Annotated in this window: 20 protein-coding genes; 9 read left to right on the top strand and 11 right to left on the bottom strand. The window is 74.4% G+C overall.

Features of this window, described 5'->3' with window-relative positions:
- The first annotated feature begins 109 nt into the window (after nucleotides 1-109).
- The 4 genes from MF672_RS19100 to MF672_RS19085 all read left to right on the top strand — a co-directional run bounded on the left by MF672_RS19100 (nucleotide 110) and on the right by MF672_RS19085 (nucleotide 3,287).
- On the top strand, nucleotides 110-1,204 hold the full coding sequence (locus tag MF672_RS19100) for an NAD(P) transhydrogenase subunit alpha (RefSeq protein ID WP_242382316.1): 1,095 nt from the start codon (nucleotides 110-112) through the stop codon (nucleotides 1,202-1,204).
- Nucleotides 1,201-1,494 carry a proton-translocating transhydrogenase family protein gene (locus tag MF672_RS19095; RefSeq protein WP_242382317.1) on the top strand — a complete coding sequence of 98 codons (294 nt, stop codon included), beginning with the start codon at nucleotides 1,201-1,203 and terminating at the stop codon, nucleotides 1,492-1,494. Before MF672_RS19100 ends, MF672_RS19095 begins: the two co-directional genes overlap by 4 nt.
- The gene (locus MF672_RS19090) at nucleotides 1,491-2,876 is read left to right on the top strand and encodes an NAD(P)(+) transhydrogenase (Re/Si-specific) subunit beta (RefSeq protein WP_242382318.1); all 1,386 of its coding nucleotides are present in this window, start codon (nucleotides 1,491-1,493) and stop codon (nucleotides 2,874-2,876) included. The genes MF672_RS19095 and MF672_RS19090 overlap by 4 nt, the downstream gene beginning before the upstream one ends.
- A 93-nt stretch (nucleotides 2,877-2,969) precedes the next feature.
- Nucleotides 2,970-3,287 carry a hypothetical protein gene (locus MF672_RS19085; RefSeq protein WP_247815314.1) on the top strand — a complete coding sequence of 106 codons (318 nt, stop codon included), beginning with the start codon at nucleotides 2,970-2,972 and terminating at the stop codon, nucleotides 3,285-3,287.
- Nucleotides 3,288-3,569: 282 nt separating this feature from the next.
- On the opposite strand, the gene MF672_RS19080 is transcribed toward MF672_RS19085, so the two are convergent.
- Complete coding sequence (locus MF672_RS19080) at nucleotides 3,570-4,565, bottom strand: NAD(P)H-dependent glycerol-3-phosphate dehydrogenase (protein ID WP_242381575.1); 996 nt, start codon at nucleotides 4,563-4,565, stop codon at nucleotides 3,570-3,572.
- A gap of 157 nt (nucleotides 4,566-4,722) precedes the next feature.
- Here MF672_RS19080 and MF672_RS19075 point away from each other — a divergent pair, with 157 nt between their 5' ends.
- Nucleotides 4,723-5,088, top strand: coding sequence for a hypothetical protein (locus tag MF672_RS19075; RefSeq protein ID WP_242381576.1), 366 nt, complete (start codon nucleotides 4,723-4,725; stop codon nucleotides 5,086-5,088).
- Between the two features lie 12 nt (nucleotides 5,089-5,100).
- Here the strand turns inward: MF672_RS19075 and MF672_RS19070 are convergent, their stop codons facing one another.
- The 5 genes from MF672_RS19070 to MF672_RS19050 all read right to left on the bottom strand — a co-directional run bounded on the left by MF672_RS19070 (nucleotide 5,101) and on the right by MF672_RS19050 (nucleotide 9,979).
- Complete coding sequence (locus MF672_RS19070; RefSeq protein ID WP_242381577.1) at nucleotides 5,101-5,316, bottom strand: hypothetical protein; 216 nt, start codon at nucleotides 5,314-5,316, stop codon at nucleotides 5,101-5,103.
- 141 nt (nucleotides 5,317-5,457) lie between these two features.
- Entirely contained in the window at nucleotides 5,458-6,630 is a 1,173-nt protein-coding gene (manA, locus tag MF672_RS19065; RefSeq protein ID WP_242381578.1) for a mannose-6-phosphate isomerase, class I, read from the bottom strand.
- Between the two features lie 83 nt (nucleotides 6,631-6,713).
- Nucleotides 6,714-7,940 (bottom strand): cytochrome P450 family protein, encoded by a 1,227-nt coding sequence (locus MF672_RS19060; RefSeq protein WP_242381579.1) that lies wholly within the window; start codon nucleotides 7,938-7,940, stop codon nucleotides 6,714-6,716.
- Between the two features lie 3 nt (nucleotides 7,941-7,943).
- The gene (locus MF672_RS19055) at nucleotides 7,944-9,035 is read right to left on the bottom strand and encodes an NAD(P)/FAD-dependent oxidoreductase (protein ID WP_242381580.1); all 1,092 of its coding nucleotides are present in this window, start codon (nucleotides 9,033-9,035) and stop codon (nucleotides 7,944-7,946) included.
- The gene (locus MF672_RS19050) at nucleotides 9,032-9,979 is read right to left on the bottom strand and encodes a cucumopine synthase-related protein (protein ID WP_242381581.1); all 948 of its coding nucleotides are present in this window, start codon (nucleotides 9,977-9,979) and stop codon (nucleotides 9,032-9,034) included. Before MF672_RS19050 ends, MF672_RS19055 begins: the two co-directional genes overlap by 4 nt.
- A gap of 309 nt (nucleotides 9,980-10,288) precedes the next feature.
- Here MF672_RS19050 and MF672_RS19045 point away from each other — a divergent pair, with 309 nt between their 5' ends.
- Nucleotides 10,289-11,197 (top strand): ornithine carbamoyltransferase, encoded by a 909-nt coding sequence (locus MF672_RS19045; protein ID WP_242381582.1) that lies wholly within the window; start codon nucleotides 10,289-10,291, stop codon nucleotides 11,195-11,197.
- Nucleotides 11,194-13,659: a magnesium-translocating P-type ATPase gene (gene mgtA, locus MF672_RS19040; protein WP_242381583.1), complete on the top strand. Its 2,466-nt coding sequence runs from the start codon at nucleotides 11,194-11,196 to the stop codon at nucleotides 13,657-13,659. The genes MF672_RS19045 and mgtA overlap by 4 nt, the downstream gene beginning before the upstream one ends.
- 7 nt (nucleotides 13,660-13,666) lie before the next feature.
- On the opposite strand, the gene MF672_RS19035 is transcribed toward mgtA, so the two are convergent.
- The 3 genes from MF672_RS19035 to MF672_RS19025 are packed head-to-tail and all read right to left on the bottom strand — an operon-like array spanning nucleotide 13,667 to nucleotide 16,087.
- Entirely contained in the window at nucleotides 13,667-14,314 is a 648-nt protein-coding gene (locus MF672_RS19035; RefSeq protein WP_242381584.1) for a GvpL/GvpF family gas vesicle protein, read from the bottom strand.
- Nucleotides 14,315-14,318: 4 nt separating this feature from the next.
- Nucleotides 14,319-15,512, bottom strand: a complete 1,194-nt coding sequence (locus tag MF672_RS19030) for an SRPBCC family protein (RefSeq protein ID WP_242381585.1) — start codon at nucleotides 15,510-15,512, stop codon at nucleotides 14,319-14,321.
- A gap of 5 nt (nucleotides 15,513-15,517) precedes the next feature.
- The gene (locus tag MF672_RS19025; protein WP_242381586.1) at nucleotides 15,518-16,087 is read right to left on the bottom strand and encodes a hypothetical protein; all 570 of its coding nucleotides are present in this window, start codon (nucleotides 16,085-16,087) and stop codon (nucleotides 15,518-15,520) included.
- A gap of 200 nt (nucleotides 16,088-16,287) precedes the next feature.
- On the opposite strand from MF672_RS19025, the gene MF672_RS19020 reads away from it, so the two are divergent.
- Nucleotides 16,288-17,481, top strand: a complete 1,194-nt coding sequence (locus MF672_RS19020) for an SRPBCC family protein (RefSeq protein WP_242381587.1) — start codon at nucleotides 16,288-16,290, stop codon at nucleotides 17,479-17,481.
- A 72-nt stretch (nucleotides 17,482-17,553) separates the two neighbouring features.
- Here the strand turns inward: MF672_RS19020 and MF672_RS19015 are convergent, their stop codons facing one another.
- Nucleotides 17,554-17,934 carry a winged helix-turn-helix transcriptional regulator gene (locus tag MF672_RS19015; protein WP_242381588.1) on the bottom strand — a complete coding sequence of 127 codons (381 nt, stop codon included), beginning with the start codon at nucleotides 17,932-17,934 and terminating at the stop codon, nucleotides 17,554-17,556.
- Nucleotides 17,935-18,017: 83 nt separating this feature from the next.
- Here MF672_RS19015 and MF672_RS19010 point away from each other — a divergent pair, with 83 nt between their 5' ends.
- Nucleotides 18,018-18,452: a nuclear transport factor 2 family protein gene (locus tag MF672_RS19010; protein WP_242381589.1), complete on the top strand. Its 435-nt coding sequence runs from the start codon at nucleotides 18,018-18,020 to the stop codon at nucleotides 18,450-18,452.
- A gap of 36 nt (nucleotides 18,453-18,488) precedes the next feature.
- Here the strand turns inward: MF672_RS19010 and MF672_RS19005 are convergent, their stop codons facing one another.
- The gene (locus MF672_RS19005; protein WP_242381590.1) at nucleotides 18,489-18,716 is read right to left on the bottom strand and encodes a hypothetical protein; all 228 of its coding nucleotides are present in this window, start codon (nucleotides 18,714-18,716) and stop codon (nucleotides 18,489-18,491) included.
- Between the last annotated feature and the right edge of the window lie 156 nt (nucleotides 18,717-18,872).

Genomic DNA, 18,872 nt, shown 5'->3' with positions numbered 1-18,872 from the left:
CGCTGGAGGGCCGAACGTCCCGCCGGAGAGGACCTTCGGCCCTCTCTGCCGCGGCGCGCGTGGCGGAGTCTCGGAGGGAGAGCGGACCTGGAATCGAGGTGTGTGGCAGATGCGCCGCATAGGGATCGTCAAGGAGAGCGCCCCGGGTGAGCGCCGCGTCGCGATCACCCCGGACTCGGTGGCGCACCTGCGCGCCGCGGGGCTGGAGGTGCTGGTCGAGACGCGCGCCGGGGAGGCCGCGTTCTTCCCCGACAGCATGTACGGGCAGGCGGGCGCCGAGATCGTCGACGCGGACGAGCTGTACGCCCGGGCCGACATCGTCGCCTGCGTGGACCGCCCGCCGGCCGCGCGGCTGCGTCCCGGCACGTTCGTGGTCGGCCTGCTGCGTCCCGACCCCGCGTACCTGGCGGAGCTGGCCGCCCGCGGCGTGACCGCCGCCAGCCTGGACCGGGTGCCGCGCACGATCAGCGCCGCCCAGCCCATGGACGCCGTCACCTCGCAGGAGAACGTGGCCGGCTACCGCGCCGCCGTCGTGGCCGCGCACGCCTACGAGCGGTTCTTCCCGCTGCTGGTCACCGCCGCCGGCACCGCCCGGCCGGCCAAGGTGCTGGTGCTCGGCGCCGGCGTGGCCGGGCTGGCCGCGATCGGCACCGCCCGCCGCCTCGGCGCGGTCGTCACCGGCTACGACGTGCGGCCCGCGGCCCGCGAGGAGATCGCCTCCCTCGGCGCGAACGTCCTGGACCTGCACGGCGAGGGCGGCGAGGGCGAGGGCGGCTACGCCAGGGCCCAGACCGACGAGCAGCAGCAGGCCGAGCAGGACGAGCTGGCCGCGCAGATCGGCCGCCAGGACGTCGTCATCACCACCGCCCGCGTTCCCGGCCGCCGCCCGCCGCTGCTGGTCACCGAGGCCGCGGTCAAGCAGCTGCGGCCCGGCTCGGTGATCGTCGACCTGGCCGCCGGCCCGCTCGGCGGCAACGTCGAGGGCTCCAGGCCGGACGAGACCGTCGTCACCGGCGACGGCGTCACCGTGATCGGCGCGGGCAACCTGCCCGCCACGATGCCGGCCGCCGCCTCCACCGCCTACGCCCACAACGTGCGCGCCTTCCTCGGCCACGTGCTGCGCGACGGCGAGCTCGCCCTCGACCCCGCCGACGAGATCCAGCGCGCCGTGATCGTCGCGGGACTGCCCGGGGGTGCGGCGTGAGCACGCAGTTCCTCGCCGACCTGAGCGTGTTCGTGCTCAGCCTGCTGGTCGGCTTCGAGGTCATCGGCAAGGTGCCGACGACGCTCCACACGCCGCTGATGTCGGCGGCCAACTCGGTGCACGGCATCGTCCTGGCCGGCGCGCTGATCATCGCCCTGGCCGCGGACGGCGTCCTCGGGTACGCGCTGGTGTTCGTCACCGCCGCCTTCGCCGCCGCGAACGTCGTGGGCGGCTACGTCGTCACCGACCGGATGCTGGAGATGTTCCGGCCGCGGAAGGACGCCTCATGACCGCCTTCGACGCCACGGTCCGGCTGGTGTACCTGGCCGTGGCCGCCACGTTCGTGATCGGCCTGCACCTGATGAACTCGCCGGTCACCGCCCGCCGCGGCAACCTGCTGTCCGCCGGCGCGATGACGGTGGCCGTCGCGGCCACGCTCGTCGTGCTCGTGCACGCCGGCAGCGTCCGGCCGTGGGCGTGGCTCGCGCTGGCCGCCGGGGCGGCGCTCGGCGCCGGGGCCGGGCTGCTCATGGCCCGGCGGGTCGCGATGACCGCGATGCCCGAGCTGGTCAGCCTGTTCAACGCGGTCGGCGGCGGCGCGGCGGCGCTCATCGGCGTGCAGGACTTCACCGGCCGCGGCGGCTCGCTGCCGATCGCGCTGGACGTGCTGATCGGCGGCGTCACGTTCTCCGGCTCGCTGATCGCCTCCGGCAAGCTGCACGGCGTGGTGCCGGGCCGGCCGCTGGTCTTCCCCGGCGCGCGCCCGCTCACCGCCGTGCTCGCGCTGGTCATGGTGGCCGCGTCGGTGCTGCTGGTGGCCGGGGTCGCCGAGGGCTGGGCGCTGGTGGCGCTCGCGGCCGGCGCGCTCGGCTTCGGCGTGACGATGGTGCTGCCGATCGGCGGCGCGGACATGCCGGTGGTGATCTCGCTGCTGAACGCCTTCACCGGCACCGCCGTGGCGATGGCCGGGTTCGCGCTCGGCAACGGCATGCTGATCACGGCGGGCGCGCTCGTCGGCGCCTCCGGCGCGATCCTCACCAAGCTCATGGCCGACGCGATGAACCGCTCCATTGCCAACATCGTCGCGGGCGGCTTCGGCACCGGCGACTCCGCCCCGGCGCTGACGGGCGGCGGCGGCCGGGTCCGTTCGCTGTCGGCCGACGACGCCGCGATCCAGCTCGCCTACGCCGCCCGCGTCGTGGTCGTGCCCGGCTACGGCCTGGCCGCCGCGCAGGCGCAGCACCAGCTCCGCGAGCTGGCCGAGCTGCTGGAGCAGCGCGGCGTGCGGGTGTCCTACGCCGTGCACCCGGTGGCCGGGCGCATGCCGGGCCACATGAACGTGCTGCTGGCCGAGGCGGGCGTCCCGTACGACCAGCTCGCCGACATGGACGAGGCCAACGCCGCCATGCCGCAGACCGACGTCGCGCTCGTCGTGGGCGCCAACGACGTGGTCAACCCGGCCGCCCGCCGTCCCGGCACCGCCGTGTCCGGCATGCCGATCATCGACGCCGACAAGGCGCGCAGCGTCATCGTCATCAAGCGCTCCATGGGGCACGGCTACGCCGGCATCGACAACGAGCTGTACACCGACGCCAGGACCGGCATGTACTTCGCCGACGCCAAGAAGGCCCTGGCGGAGCTGACCGCCGCGGTGAAGGTGCTGGTCGGCTGAGCCGCCCCGCCGCCGGCCGCCCACAGCGCGATCCGGTGCTCGCGCGGGGTCAGCACCCCGGCGGGACCGGCGGGACCGGCGGCCAGGGCGGGCGTGCGCGCCCCCTCGCAGGCCCCGGCCCACCGCGCCGCGTGCAGGCCGACCGCCAGCGCCTGCGCCGCCGTCGCGCCGGCCCCGGTGCGCCGCGCCCGCCTGCGCGGCCGCCTCGGCCGCGGCCAGGACGGCGCCGAGCCCGGCGAACGCGGCCACCACGGCGTCGAGGCCGGCGCCGTCGCGGCCGGCCAGCGCGGTGGCGTGCCGCAGGCACAGCCCCGGCAGCGGCCCGTCGAGCGCGGCGGCCCGCTCTGTGGCCCGCTCTGTGAGCCGCGGCAGCGCCCATCAGCCTGGCCCGTCGCGCCGCCGCCTCGCTGATGTCCAGCGCCCCGTCCAGGTCGTGCCCGGCCGCCGCCGCGCTGTCGAGGGAGAAGTTCAGCAGCGCCAGGCAGCATGGCCGCGTGCCAGGCCGCCGCCTGCTCCTCGGCCTCGGCGAAACGCGCCGCCGAACTGCAGCGCGTAGATCGCGCCGAGCGCCGGGAGGCCCCGCAGCCACGGGTGGACCGCGGCGTGCGCGTCCAGCATCGCCGGCGCCGCCTCGGCCGTCAGCCGCAGGCCGGGTCAGGAACTCCTCGGCCGCCTCGGGCGCGCCGCTGGAGGTCACCAGGGGCCGGCCTCCTCGCCGGCGGGGATGTTGCGCAGGCCCGCGTAGGCCTCCTTGGCGGTCATCTCGCCGTCCAGCACCCGCCCGATGGTCCGGCAGATGGGCAGCTCCAGCCCCAGCCGGTCGCCGAGCTCCACGGCGACCTGGGTGGTGCGCACCCCTTCGGCCACCATGACCATCTCGTCCAGGATGTCGGGCAGCGCCCGGCCCTTGCCCAGCTCCTCGCCGACGTGGCGGTTGCGGCTCTGCTGGCTCAGGCAGGTCGCCATCAGGTCGCCGAGCCCGGTCAGGCCGGCGAACGTGGCCGCCCGGCCGCCCATCGCCACGCCGAGCTGGGTGAGCTCGGCGAGGCCGCGGGTGATGACCGCGGCCCGGGTGTTGTCGCCGACGGCCAGTCCCTCGGCCATGCCGGCCGCGATGGCGATGACGTTCTTCAGCGCGCCGCCCAGCTCGCACCCGGCCACGTCGCCGTTGGTGTAGACGCGCAGCAGGCCGCGTTGCAGGATCTCCTGCAGCGTCTTGGCCACGGTGGCGTTCTCGGTGGCGATGACGGTGGCGGCGGCCTTGCCGGACAGGATCTCCTTGGCCAGGTTGGGGCCGGTGAGCGCGGCCGGCGGGTGGCCCGGCAGCACCTGCTCGACCACCTGCGTCATGCGCAGGTGGGAGCCCTGCTCCAGGCCCTTGGCCAGGCTGACGACCGGGATCCACGGCGGCACGTGGTCGCGGATCCCGTCCAGCACCGCCCGGAAGGCGTGCGTCGGGATGCCGATCACCAGGACCTGCGCGCGCTCGGTCGCCTCGACCAGGTCGCCGGTGGCCCGCAGCGTGTCGGGCAGCGTGTGACCCGGCAGGAACAGGCCGTTGTGATGCTTGTCGCTGATCTCCTCGGCCAGGCCGGGCTCGCGGGCCCACACGAGGGTGTCGTGCCGCTTGGACAGCAGCGCGGCCATCGTGGTGCCCCAGGATCCGGCGCCGAGAACGCTGATTCTCATACCTGCCATCACAGTCCCCTCATCGCTGGTGTGAAGGGCCGGAGGTCCCGCGGGGCGGCCTCCTTCAGCCGCGGGAGCGGGGACTTTCGCCCGTGTCCCGGACGGCGGCCCGGTGCTGCTCTTGAGGTACGCCGTCCCGTGCGCGGAGGTGAGGGAGATGGCACTGTCGGCCGAGCGCAAGCATCAGATCGGCACCGCCCTGGTGTGGGTGGCCATGTGGACCGGGACCGGGCTCATCCTGCGCGGTCACGGCGACGAGTTCGGGAGCATGATCCCCCTGCTGGCGGCGGGCAGCTTCGTCGGCCTGGCCCTGCCGGGGCACCAGGGGATGCGGGCGTACCTGATCGGGACGCTCACCGTGTGGGCGGCCCTGCTGGTGGCCACCGCGATCGTGTTGTCCGGCACGGCGTTCCTCGGGCCGATGATGGCGCTGCTCGCGGCCGGCGCCGCCTACTTCGTGCTCGTCGTGCCGATCTACCTGATCATCTCGTGGCCGGGCCGGGCCGACGGGGACCGGCACTGACCCGGCCGCCCGTCAGGCGGTGGCGGCGAGCCGCTGCTCGTCCGCCGGATCGGGCCGGCGTTCCGGCTCCTGGCGCCCCTCCATGAGCCCTTCCATCGCGCGTACCAGGGCGAGGTTCGCCGCGTTCAGCGTGCGTACCTGCTCCTCCAGCTCGGAGAGCCGTTTCTTCACCGCCAGCAGCTCGACGTCGAGTGCCGGCGACTCCATGAGCATGCGACCGCCAACCATGATCGGTTCACCTCCGCGAACGGGGACATCATGATGGTCGCCGGGCGGCAGGGCCGGGGGGTAGCGGCGAAGGGCTTGATTTACCGGGACTTGTGGCACTTTTGCCACAAGCTGATCTACATCGTAAAGATGTCTGGTTTGTCAAGCGCCCGGAGCCGCCCGGTAAGCCGTGCCCTTTCCCTCAAGACGGGCACTCGAAACCTCCGCGGCCAGGAAAGCCGACTCTCCCGGGCGCAGCGTGAGCCCGCCCAGCCGGGCCTCGCCCTCGACGCACACCACGATCTGCGGCACGCCGCCGGGCAGCTCGTGCGCGCGCTCGCCGGCCAGCTCGTGGCGGGCCAGGGCGAACTCCGGCGCCGGCGGCAGGTAGCGGCTCTCGCCGGGGCCGCCGGGCTCGGCCGGGACCCGGTGCGGCTCGCCCGGTGTGAAGGCGACCACCCGCATCAGCTCGGGCACGTCGACGTGCTTGCCGGTCAGGCCGCAGCGCAGCACGTTGTCGGAGTTGGCCATGATCTCGACGCCGACGCCGCCGAGATAGGCGTGCGGGACGCCCGCCCCCAGGTAGAGGGCCTCGCCGGGCGCGAGGTCCACGTGGTGCAGCAGCAGGGCGGCGGTCACCCCCCGGTCACCCGGGCAGGCGCGGGCGACCTCCGCGTACGGCGCCAGCTCAGGCTCGGCGGCGGCGGCCAGCAGCGCCCGCTCGACCTGCTCGCGGAGCGGCGCGGCGGCGTCGTCCAGCATCTGCGCGAAGACCGCGCGCAGGGCCGCGCCGGGCTCCTCGCCCCGCAGCGTCTCGATCCAGGGCCGCAGGCCGGGCACGCCGAGCCGGTCGAGCAGCGCCGCGGTCGCGGCGGGGGAGCGGAAGCCGCACAACCCGTGGAACGGCGTGAGCGCGCACACCATCTCGGGCTTGTGCGAGTCGTCCTTGTACGTGCGCTCGCGGGCGTCGAGCGGGACGCCGCGCGCGTTCTCCGCCGCGAACCCCGCCCGCGCCTGCTCCGCGCTCGGGTGCACCTGCAACGACAGCGGCCGCGCGACGGCCAGCACCTTGAGCAGGTACGGCAGCCGCCCGCCGAAGCGCCCCGCGGTGGCGGGGCCGAGCGCGGCGGCCGGGTCGGCGGCGATGACGGCGTCGAGCGGCACCCCGCCGACCGTGGAGGGCGCGCCGGGGTGGGCGCCCATCCACAGCTCGGCCTGCGGCTGCCCGGTGGGCTCGGTGCCGAACAGTTCGGGCAGGGCGGTCACCGAGCCCCAGTCGTAGGGACGGATGGTGGTCGCCAGGCGCAGCGGGGCACGCAGATCGGGCTGAGGCACGGGGAAAGGCTACCGCGCCCGCCCCCGGCGGCCCGCTCGCGCCCGCCTGCCGGGCCCCCTGCCGGACCCCCGCCCGTGCCCGCCTATCGGGCGCGCGGCCCGAGGACGGCCGGCATCGTGCGGGTGCTGTTGCCGAGCAGCGTGTCGATCTGCCGCAGCTCCTCGCGCGGCGCCGCTGCCCTGATCCGCGGGAACGCCGTGAACAGGGCCCGCAGCGCGATTTCGCCCTCCAGCCGGGCCAGCGGCGCGCCGAGGCAGAAGTGCGGCCCGTGCCCGAAGGCCAGGTGCGAGGCCGGCGGGTCGGTGACGTCGAAGCGGTCGGCGTCCTCGCCGAACTGCTCCGGGTCGCGCCCGGAGGAGGCGAAGCAGGCCAGCACGGCCTCCCCGGCCCGCAGGTGCACGCCGTCGATCTCGACGTCCCGCTTGGCGTACCGGAACGGGAAGTAGGCGATCGGCGAGTCCCAGCGCAGCGTCTCCTCCACCGCCGCCGTGAACGGGCACCGCCCCGAGCTGACCAGGCCGAGCTGGCCCGGCGTGTGCAGCAGGGCGCCGATGGCGTTGGTGATGAGGTTGACGGTCGTCACGTGCCCGGCGATGAACAGCAGGTCGATGGTGGCGAACAGCTCGTCCTCCGACAGCTTGCCGCCGTCCTGCTCGCGCAGCGTGATCAGGTCGGTGATGATGTCCTCGCCGGGCGAGCGGCGCCGCTCCTCGATGATGTCGTGCAGCAGGGCGTGCAGCTCCTCCCGCACCCGCGGCGTGTCCTCCAGGCTGCGGCTGACGTGCGCGACGGCGTCGGTCAGCTCGTGCAGCCGGTCCTGGTGCGCCGCCGGGATGCCGATCATCTCGGAGATGACGTCGCGCGGCAGCGGGTAGGCGAAGGAGGCCCGCAGGTCCACCGGCTCGTCCGGCGGCAGCGCGGCCAGCTCGTCGATGAGCGTGGCGGTCAGCGCCTCGATCTTCGGCCGCAGCCCCTGCACCCGGCGCGGCGTGAAGCCCGCGGCGAGCGGGGCGCGCAGCCGCCGGTGGTCCTCGCCGTCGGCGTTCAGCATGGAGATGTCGGTGACGATGCGGTCGATCGCGGTGCCGGGCGGCAGCGTGGAACGCTCCAAAGGGTCCCAGTACTGGATCTCCCTCGTCAGGTCGGGATGGGTCAGGACGGTCATCAGGGTCGCGTACCGGGTCGCCGCCCAGGCGTCCACGCCCTCGGCGGTCACGGGCACGAGCGGCCCGGCCGCGCGCAGCCGGTCGTTGTCGGCGTGCGGGTCCTGCGCGGCGGGGTCGATGATGAAGCGCACGAGCTCGGTCATGGGTCATCCCGTTCGTTGTCTGCCGACCGCGAACGCGGTCACGTCGATGCCGGGGTCCTGGTCGAGGTAGAGGTCGCGGACGAGTTCGCCGGCCGCCGGGGCGTTGCACAGGCCGTGGCCGGAGAAGCCGGTGGCGTACAGGAACGCCGGCGGCCCCGGCCGGTGGCCGATGAAGGCGCACTTGTCCGGGCTGGCGTCGCGCAGGCCCGTGACGGCCGGGTGCAGGGCCAGCTCCGCCAGCCCCGGGTACGTCACCGCGAACTGCTCGGCCACCTCGCGCCGCCACGCCTCCCGGTCCGGCCCCGGGTACCCCTTGCCGACCAGCAGCCGGTCGCCGCGGGTGCGCGACAGCAGGCCGCTGGAGGCGTGCAGGGTGCACGGGATGTCCGGGGTGCCGGGCGGCAGCGGGTCGGTGACCAGCAGCTCCTGCTCGATCGGCTCGGTCATCGGCAGGTCCACGCCCGCGCTGCGGACGAGGGCGGGCGACCAGGCGCCCGCGGCGCAGATGACCGCCTCGGCCGTCAGCTCGCCGCCGTCCTCGGTGAACACCCGCCCGGTCGCCGAGTCGATCCTGGTGACCGGGCAGTCCGTGCGCAGCGTGGCGCCGGCCCGCCGGGCCGCCTCGGCGTAGGCGGTGACGATGGCGGTGGTGTCGGAGACGTACGCCTGCGGCGACCAGGCGGCGGCCAGCAGCGGCAGGTCGCCGATGAGCGGGTTGCGCTCCCTGGCCTCCTCCGGGTCGATGAGCCGCACGTCCACGCCGGCCTTCCGCTGCGCGGGCAGGTCGGCCTCGAACGCGGCGACCTGCTCGGGCTCGGAGAACAGGACCAGGTAGCCGACCTGCCGCATCGGCAGGTCGGCCCCCGGGCGCGCCCGGAAGCCCCGGTAGGCCTCCAGGCTGCGCACGGCCAGCGCCGAGCTGACGGGGTTGCCGGCGAAGTACGACCGGACCACGTCGGCGGTGGCGCGCGAGGCGCCGGAGCCGAGCGCGCCGCGTTCCAGCAGCGTCGTCTCGACCCCGGCCTCCGCGAGATGGTAGGCGATCGACAGGCCGATGACGCCGCCGCCGATCACCGCCACACGCGTGTCACTCATGCGTGGGCCTCCACGCGGCGCAGGCTGTCGCCGGCCTGCCACGGGAACAGGTGGAGGTTCCACCCGCCCAGCGTGTTGCAGTAGAGGGCCATGTGGGCCATCGCCGACATGAAGTCGACGTGGTCGTTGAGGCGGTCGAGGTTGTCCATGAGCCGCCGGGTGAAGCCCCACAGCGTGTCCAGGCCGCAGTAGCCGAGGAACTCCGCCGGGGTGTGGGCCAGCAGCCGGGTCATCTGCCGCAGCCAGGGCATCGGCATGCCCTCGATCGCGGCCCGGACCAGGCCGCCGTAGCAGCTGTAGCCGAGCGGGCGGGTCTCGCCGTTGACGAACAGCAGCGTGGTCAGGACCGTCTCGTAGCTTCCCGCGCGGGAGGCGATGCGGCCCTCGTGCAGGTCCACCAGCTCCTGCGGCGGCGTGAGCCAGATGCGCTCGGTCTCGGCGTGCACGTCCGAGATGAGCGCGTTGACCTGCGGGTCGCCGACGGGGAGCCGGGGCAGCCGGTCGGCGGTGACGCCGGCCTCGCCGGCCCTGCGCACCTCGGCGACGAGCGGCTCCTTGGTGGTGTAGACGGACCGCCAGACCTCGCGGCCCGCCTCGATCAGGGCGTCCAGGTGCTCAGGGAGGACCTGGCCGATCGGTGTGGCGGTCATGGGCTCGGTGAGCTCGCCGTACTTGATGCCGAGATGCTGCAGTCGCGAGCAGAACAGGGTCCCGTCGGGGACGGTGCGCCGGTCCACGCGGTGCTCCGCGGGCGCGTGCAGCAGCGAGTGGACCGGTGCGACGTGGTACAGGTGATGGCCGGCGACCAGGGCGTGGCCCTGCAGGCTGCGGTACGGCAGCGCGTCCCAGAAGCACTGGGCGAGGGCCGGGTTCCGCTGGTCGAGTTCGGCGGCCACGGTGATCCCGAGGCCGGGCCAGGCTATTTCCACGAGCTTCTCGTTCACAATTCGTCACTCTACTGTCACGAAATGTGCCAATTCGGGCGGGGGTAGCCCTTTGACCAGGGCATGACCGCCCCTGGAGGATTCAGCGACGCCCAGCTCCGGGCGTCCAGAGTGGGGCCGCGCGGTGCTTCTCGCGCAGGTTGTGCCCGGCCTGGTACGCGCGTCCCCGGCTCTTCACCCGCTCGCCCCGGAAGGGACGAAAGTCCGTCCATTTCGTTCCCTTAGCCTCCGTTACTGGCGGGTATCCCCCTGCTGTGCTGGGTGGGTGGCGACCCTCTGCCCGAGTCGCCTGCCGAGAGGAGCGCCCCTGTGAAGCACCTGCTGCGCATCGCCGGCCTGGACCGGCACGAGCTCGGCTACCTGCTCGACCGCGCCGACCGCTTCAAGGCGCATCCCCTCGCCGCGCCCGGCCTGCTGCGCGGCCGCACCGTCCTGATGTACTTCGCCCGCCCCTCGCTCCGCACCCGCGTCGCGATCGAGACCGCCGTCGCCCGGCTGGGCGGGGTGCCGCTCACCGTCGGCCCCGCCGAGCTGCGGCTCGGCCGCGGCGAGCGGCTGGGCGACACGGCCCGGGTGATCGGCTCGTACGCGGCCGTCGTGGTGCTGCGGACCTTCGACGACGCCGAGGTCGTCAGGTTCGCCCAGGCGGCGCACGTACCGGTGATCAACGCCCTGACCGACGGGCACCACCCGCTCCAGGCGCTCGCCGACCTGATGACGCTCCGCGAGCACGTCGGCGACCTGCGGGGGCGCAAGCTCGCCTACGTCGGCCCGGCCACGAACGTCACCCACAGCCTCATCGAGGCCGCCGCGCTCACCGGCATGACCGTCGCGGTCGCCGCCCCGGACGGGCACGGGCCGGACCCGGCCGTGCTGGCGGTGGCGGAGGAGCTGTCCGGGGGCGGGCGGACCGTCGTGACGCCCGACCCGTACGAGGCGGTCAAGGAGGCCGACGCCGTCTGCGCCGGCCCCTGGCCGGCCTTCTCGCCGCAGGCCGCCGTGTTCGCCCCCTACCGGGTCACCGCCGATCTGCTCGCCGCCGCCGGCCCCCGCCCGGTCTTCCTGCACCACCTGCCCGCGCTGCGCGGCGCCGAGGCCGCCGACGAGGTCGTCGACGGGCCCGCCTCGCTGGTGTTCCCGCAGGCCGCCAACCGGCTGCCGGTCGCGCAGGCCGTCCTGGAGACGCTGCTGACCAACCGCCTGGCCGCGGCCCGATGACCCCCGCCGACCCCGCCACCGGGCCGACCGGGATCACCGGGCCGACCGGCGTCACCGGGCTGACCGGCGAGGAGGCGCGCCGGCGGCTGGCCGCGGACGGCCCCAACAGCGCGGCGGGCGGCGTCCGCCGGCACCGCGGCGCCCGGCTGCTGCTCGCCCAGTTCACCAGCCCGATCGTGCTCATCCTCATCGCCGCCACCGTGTTGTCGATGGCGCTCGGCGACCTCACCGACGGGCTCATCATCCTGGCGATCATCGCGGCGAGCGGCGCGCTCGGCTTCTGGCAGGAGCACACGGCGGGCGACGCCGTGGACGCCCTGCTCGCCCGGGTCCGGGTCGAGGTCGAGGTGGTCAGGGACGGGCGGGAGCGGTCGGTCCCGGCCGAGGAGGTGGTGACGGGCGACGCGGTGGTGCTGCGCGCGGGCGACATCGTCCCGGCCGACTGCACGGTCGTCCGCTCGCAGAGCCTGCTCGTGGACGAGTCCGCGCTGACGGGGGAGTCGTTCCCGGTGGAGAAGGCGGCGGGGGCCGAGCTGTACGCGGGCACCCACGCCGCCAGCGGCACGGCCGAGGCCGTGGTCGTCCGCACCGGGACGGCCACCAAGTTCGCCGCCGTGACCGCCGAGCTGGCCGGGCGGGAGGTCGTCACCGGCTTCGAACGCGGCATGACCCGGTTCGGCCTCATGCTGGTGCGGTTCATGGCGGTGCTGGTCACCGCCATCTTCGTGGTCAACCTGGTGCTGGACCGGCCGGTGGTCGAGGCGCTGCTGTTCTCGCTGGCGCTGGCGGTCGGCCTGACCCCGCAGCTCCTGCCGGCGATCGTCGCGGTCAGCCTGTCGGCCGGGGCCCGCCGCATGGCGGCGGAACAGGTCATCGTCAAACGGCTGGACGCCATCGAGGACTTCGGCGCGATGACCGTCCTCGCCACCGACAAGACCGGCACCCTCACGGCCGGGGCGGTCCGCCTGGACCGCGCCGCCGGGCTCGACGGCCGGCCCGACCCCGAGGTGCTGCGCCTGGCCCGGCTCAACGCCGGCCTGCAGCGCGGCTTCGACAACCCGCTCGACCGGGCCGTCCTGGACGGCGCGCCGCCTCCCGACCCGGGCCTGCTGCTGGGCGAGGCGCCCTACGACTTCCAGCGCAAACGCCTGTCCGTGCTGGTCGCCGGGCACGACACGCCCACGCTCGTCACCAAGGGCGCCCTGGACGCCGTCCTCGCCGTCTGCGCCACCGCCAGGACCCCGGCCGGCGTCGTGCCCCTGGAGGCCGTCCGCGACGACGTCACCCGCGTCTTCACCGAGCTGAGCGCCGCCGGGTACCGCGTGCTCGGCCTGGCCGTCGCCCCGCTGCCCGGCCGCGCCTCCGTCACCGCCGCCGACGAGCGCGACCTGACGCTGACCGGCCTGCTCGCCTTCCACGACCCGGTCCGGCCGGGCGCCGCCGAAGCCGTCGGCGACCTCGCCGGGCTCGGCATCTCCGTCCGGCTCATCACCGGGGACAACCGCCTGGTCGCCGCCGCCACCGCCCGCCAGGTCGGGCTGACCGGGAGGGTGCTGACCGCCGCCGACCTCGACCGCCTCGACGACGCCGCCCTGGCCGCCCGGGTCGCGGAGACGGACGTCTTCGCCGAGGTCGAGCCCCTGCACAAGGAGCGCGTCGTGCGGGCCCTGCGCGCCTCCGGCGCCACGGTCGGCTTCCTCGGGGACGGCATCAACGACGCGCCCGCCCTGCACGCCGCCGACGTCGGCATCTCGGTCGACACCGCCGTGGACGTCGCCAAGCAGTCGGCCGCGATCGTGCTGCTCGACAAGGACCTCAAGGTGCTCGCCGACGGCCTGCGTCTCGGCCGGCGCACCTTCGCCAACACGCTGAAGTACATCCGGGTCACCATCAGCGCCAACTTCGGCAACATGCTGAGCATGGCCGCCGCCTCGGCGTTCCTGCCGTTCCTGCCGCTGCTGCCGCGCCAGATCCTGCTGCTGAACTTCCTGTCCGACATCCCGGCCACCACCATCGCGACCGACGACGTGGACGCCGAGCAGCTCCGCCGCCCCCGCTCGTGGGACCTCGCCGGGATCCGCACCTTCATGATCGTGTTCGGGGTGCTCAGCTCGGCCTTCGACATCGCGACCTTCCTGACGCTGCGGCTGGGCCTCGGCGCCGGCGCGGACGTCTTCCGCACCGGCTGGTTCGTCGAGTCCACCGCCACGGAGCTGGCCGTCATGCTCGTGCTGCGCACCGCCCGCCCCTTCTACCGGAGCCGGCCGTCACGCCCGCTGCTGCTGTCGAGCCTCGCGGTGGCGGCGCTGACCGTGGCGCTGCCGTACACGCCGGTCGCGGCGGCGCTCGGGCTGGTGCCGCTGACCTGGCCGGTGCTCGCCGTCCTCGCCCTGATCACCGGCCTGTACGTGGCCGCCAACGAGGCGGCCAAACGCCTGACCGCCCGGCGCGGGCTCGTCTGACGCCCGCTCAGAGCCCTGGCGTGAAGTCGTAGGCCGCCAGCGGCCCCCGCAGCCGGACCAGGATCCGGCCCGCCCACTCCCCGGCCAGCGTCTCCAGGACGCCCTCCAGCTCGCCCTCCCGGCACGTCTCGGCCAGGACCGCCAGCCGGACCAGCCCCCGCTCCCCGGACGGCCGGCCAGGCGCCATCAGCACGCACACCGGCTCGACCGCCTCCACCAGGGCCAGGACGTCCGGCTCGCGCGGCGGCCGCGGCTCGGCGTAACGCAGCTCCACGAGGTACTCGGCGCGGCCCTCCAGCTCGCCGAGCGCGTGCGCGAACTCGTCGTGGTGCGGCTCCAGCAGCCGGTCCACGAGGGTCCGCGCGTCCGGGACGACCGTGCCGAACCGGATCGGCAGCACCGGCACCTCGGCCGCGGTGGCGTTCAGCAGCGCCTCGTGCGCCTTCCGGCCCCCGGCCCGCTCACCGGCCCGCTCACCGGCCCGCTCACCGGCCTGGTCGGCGGCCTGGCCGGCGGGCGGGGCCGGCGGGTCCGTGCTGCCGACCAGGGCGGCGATGACGCCGTACCGGATCACCCGCACCGAGCCGGGCTCGCCGACGCCGCGCGCCTCCTCGTCCACCTCGACGTCGGCCGGGACGATGCCGTACACGTGCACGGCGTCAGGACCTGCGGCGGACCGGCCGCATCGGCTCCCGGGGCTTGCCCGCGCGCCGGGGCTCGGCGCGGCGCGACTCGGTGCGCCCGCCGCGGCCGGCCCGCGCGGCCGTCCGCTCCCCGGGCTCCTCCTCGCCCTCGCCGTCCTCCTCGGGCTCCTCCTCCTCTTCGGGCTCCTCCTCCTCGGCGCCCTCGTCCTCGTCCCGGGGCTCCTCCTCCGGCTCTTCCTCTTCCTCCGGTTCCTCTTCTTCCGGCTCCTCCTCGTACTCCGCCTCAGGCTCCTCGGGGGCCTCCTCCCGGGGCTCCTCGGACTCCTCGTCGGAGGTCTCGGCCACCTGGCCGTCGTGGATCTCGCCGCGCCAGCCGTTGTCGGCCATCTCGTCCGGATGCCGCATCACGTGCGACATGACGTGCCGGGCGAAGTGCTTGAGCTCCAGCCGGACCCGCCGCCCCTGGGCGCGCCACAGGTTGCCGGTGCGCTCGAACAGGCCCTTCGGGTAGTACTCCAGGACCAGCACGACCCGGGTCAGGTCGGGCGTGACCTCGTGGAAGGTCACCGCGCCGTCCACGTACCCCTTGTCGCCCTCCGAGCGCCAGATGATGCGCTCGTCCGGCACCTGCTCCAGGATCGTCGCCCGCCAGGCGCGGTGCGACCAGAAGATCTGCGCCTTCCAGGCCAGCTTCTCGTCCGCCTGCTGGTCGACGTTCTCGACCTTCTTCATGAACGTCGGGAAGTCGCGGAAGCAGGTCCACTGGTTGTAGACCACGCGGCGGGGCGCCCCGATGTCGATGGACTCGACGATGTTGGTCACCTTGAGCGTCTTGCCGCCCGAGCCGCCACCCTTGTGGAAGATCGCGCCGAAGACACCCTTGATGGCCCCCTTCGCGGCGCCGGCCAGCGCGGAGCCGCCGATCGAGCCGCCTCCTCCGCCCGGGTCGCCGCTCTTGGCGCTGCCCGTGACGGCGCTGAGCAGGTTGCCCGCGCCCTCGCCCGCGCCGTAGTCGTTCAGCCGCCCGGCCACGCCCTCGACCTTGCCGGCCACCGACGACAGCGCCCGCTCGGCGAGGGTCACGCCCAGCTTCTGCAAGGCTCCGGAGAGCGGGCCGGACGACACCGCCTTCCCGATGACGGGCGTCTTGCGCAGGGCTTCCTCTCCCTGGTGGACGACCTTCTCGGCCACCTTCAGAGCTCCGCTCATCGCGCTCACTCCCTCGTCTCGTCGCGATCGGACGGCTTGCGCCGGCCGATGCCCGCCGCGGCCGCCCAGGCGACCCGGTCGGCGGCCTTCGGCATGTGCGGCTTCGGCAGGCGGGGCTTGGGGATGCGAGACTTCGCGGAGCGGTCCTCCTCGTCCTCGGCGCTCTCCTCGCCGGCGGCGCCCCCTTCGGCCTCCTCGGACTCCTCCTCCGCGGGCTCCTCCTCCGCCTCGTCGGCCCGATCGGTCTCATCCGTCTGGTCCGTCTGGTCCGTCTGGTTCTCCTGCGAGCCCTGGCCCGTCTGCCCGGCCTGCTGCAGCCGCTCGGTGAGGGACTCGATCTGCTTGACGGCGGCCGCCGTCGCGGCGGACTTGGTCAGGTCCAGCAGCTCGCCGCGCAGCCGCCCGGTCAGCGCGTCCAGCTCCGGCGACATGCCGAGCAGCGTGCCGCCGCCGTTCCGCTTCAGCCTGCGGACGAGCACGGTGGCCGCCATGGCGGTGGCCATGCGCAGCTTGTGCCGGCGGCCGAGGTAGTAGCCGGTGACGATGGCCAGTGCCAACTTGCCGGTATCGTTCATGGCCCGCTCCTTTGCGCGAGAGCGCCCGGTCGGATCCGTCCCTCCATGCCCGCCCCCATGAGCGAAAAACCGACATATACGGATAAAAGAGACATTTTGCTCTTCGGGCATGGTCGGCGGCGCGGCGGCGGAGGGGTGCGCGCATGAGAGGGGGCGGTGCCGGGTAGCCGCCGGTCAAGGGCAGGACCAGGGGGGACACCATGCGCGCGAGCAGCGACGACCATGACGACAGGGCCGCAGCCGGGGGACGGCGCAGGCAGGGGAGGGCCGTCGCGGCGGCGGCCGGGTTCTGCGCCGGGGCCGCGGTGGCGTACCTGTGCGACCCCGTGCGCGGGCGCACCCGCCGCGCCAGAGGACGGGACAAGGCCGCGCACGCCACCCACGAGCTGCGCGACGGGCTCGGCGTGCTGAGCCGCGACCTGGGCAACCGCGGCCGGGGATGGGCGGCGGCCGTCCGCTACCGGTACAACGGCCACCCGGTCGACGACCGGGTGCTGCACGAGCGGGTCCGCGCCGAGCTGGGCCGGTACGTCGGGCACCCGCACGCCGTGGAGGTCAGCGTGCACGACCAGGTCGTCACGCTCGGCGGCGACGTGCTGGCCGACGAGGACGAGCGGGCCCGCAGAGCTGTCCGCCGCGTGCCGGGCGTCCGGCGGGTCGAGGCCCGCTGGACCGCCCACCGCGAGGCCGGCGACTCGCCCCGGCTGCGCGGGCCGGGCCGGCACCGGCGGCCGGTGCCGGAGCTGCTGCAGGTGCAGTGGTCGCCGACCGCCCGCTTCCTGGCGGGCACGGCCGCCGCCGGGCTCTGGACGCTGCGGCTGCCGCGTCCGCTGGCGCTCGCGGTGCGCGGCGCGGCGACGGTGCTGGCCGTACGGGCCGCGACGAACCTGCCGCTGCGCCGCCTCACGGGGATCAACGCCGGGCGGCGCGCGATCGACGTCACCGCCGCCGTCTCCGTGTCCGCGCCCGCCGCCGCCGTGTGGGAGCTGGTCGGCGACTACACGGCGTTCCCGCGTTTCATGCCGCACGTGCAGGAGGTACGCCTGTCCGCCGACGGCCGCACCTCGCACTGGTCGGTCAGCGGGCCCGCCGGGACGCCCGTCCGGTTCGAGGCGACCGAGACCCGCCGCGTGGAGGGCCGCGAGATCGCCTGGAAGTCGGCCGAGGGCGAGCTGATCGCCCACGCGGGGACGCTGCGGCTGACCGAGCTGCCCGGCGGGCGGACCCAGGTCCAGGTGCACCTCACCTACAACCCGGTGGCCGGGGCGGCGGGGCACGCCGTGGCCCGCCTCCTGGGCGCCGACCCGGAGCGCCGGCTGCGGCAGGACCTGGCCATGCTCAAGACGTACGCCGAGCACGCCCCCGTGCCCGCGAGCCGGGGCTCGCGCGCGTAAGCCCCGGAAGGCTTCGTCGCCTTGCCGGCCGCGTGCGGAGAACGGGGCCGGCGAGCTGGGCGGGCGCTGCCGTCAGCCCTTGTGCTCGTGATCGTAGGCGGCCTGGGCGGCGGCGACGGCGGCGCCGTGTCTCCTGGCCCAGCCGGTGAGCTCCAGCAGCGACTTGTGGAGCTCCTGGGCCATCTCCGTCAGCGTGTACTCGACCTTGGGCGGAACGACCGGATGGACGGTGCGCACGAGCAAGCCGTCCCGCTCCAGCTTGCGCAGCTTGAGCGTGAGCATGCGCCTGCTGATTCCTCTGATCGAGCGTTCCAGCTCCGTGAACCGAACCGGACTCTGCGCGGCGGCCACCAGGATGCCGATGCTCCACTTCCCGGAGACGTGGTCGAGGACCTCCGAGACCGGGCACGCCTCGCTGGCCAGGGCTGACACATCGATGTGACTCTGGGACATGAGAGTGCCTTCTTCCGCTGGGTTCGTCGGTCACTGATCATGTACTCCGTATCAAATCGTGCACCGAACCGGAAGGCGGCCCCATGCTTCAGGAACTCGCAGACCGCACCGCGATCGTGGACGCCGTCATCGCGTATGCGACGGCCCTGGACACCAGGGACTGGCAGACCCTGGGCGTGCTGTTCACTGACGACGCCTGCTGGGAGTACAGCGGTTCGGGTGAACGGCTCCGCGGGCCTGACGCGATCATCGCCAGGATCAGCACCAGCTTGGCGCGGTTCGACGCCACCCATCACCTGAACGGCAACCATGTCGTCACGGTGCACGGCGACGAGGCCGAGCACACCTGCTACTACCAAGCCCAGCATGTCCGCCTTGGTCTGCCCGATGGCGAGAAGTTCCTCGGCGGGGGCCGCTACGACGACCGGCTGCGCCGCACCCCGGACGGCTGGCGGTTCACCCACCGGAGGATCACCAGCGTCTGGAGCGAGGGAAACCCCGCCGTGATCACGTCCTGACGGCAGGCGCGGGCGCTCCGGCCGCGTGGTGCGGCCCTACCGGGAGGGGGACGCCGGCGGCGACGCGGTGGCGGCCGGCGCGGCCGTCTGCGGCGCCTTGCCGAGCGAGGTGACCACCAGCACCCCCGTTCCCACCGCCACCAGCGCCACGAGGGCGACGCTCACGTAGACGAACCGGCGTACCGCCCGCTTGTGCTGCGCCTGCCGCTTGGCCTCTTCGCGCCGCAGCTCGGCGCGCCTGCGCTTGACCTTCCGCTGTGACATGAACACTCCCGAGAGATCCTCGGCCGTCACGATAGGAGCAAGGGCGTAATGAGGAGCTAAAGGTGAGGGAGGCGGGTCGCGCCGCTCGGGGAGCGGGCGTCGTCGCGAGCCTTCCGGCGCCTCCTGCTCGCTCGTCCATGCCTTCCGTACGTCATG

Source organism: Actinomadura luzonensis, from assembly GCF_022664455.2.
Taxonomy (GTDB): Bacteria; Actinomycetota; Actinomycetes; order Streptosporangiales; family Streptosporangiaceae; genus Nonomuraea; species Nonomuraea luzonensis.
Note: the sequence above shows the minus strand (reverse complement) of the source record. Positions and strands in the feature narration are given on the sequence as shown.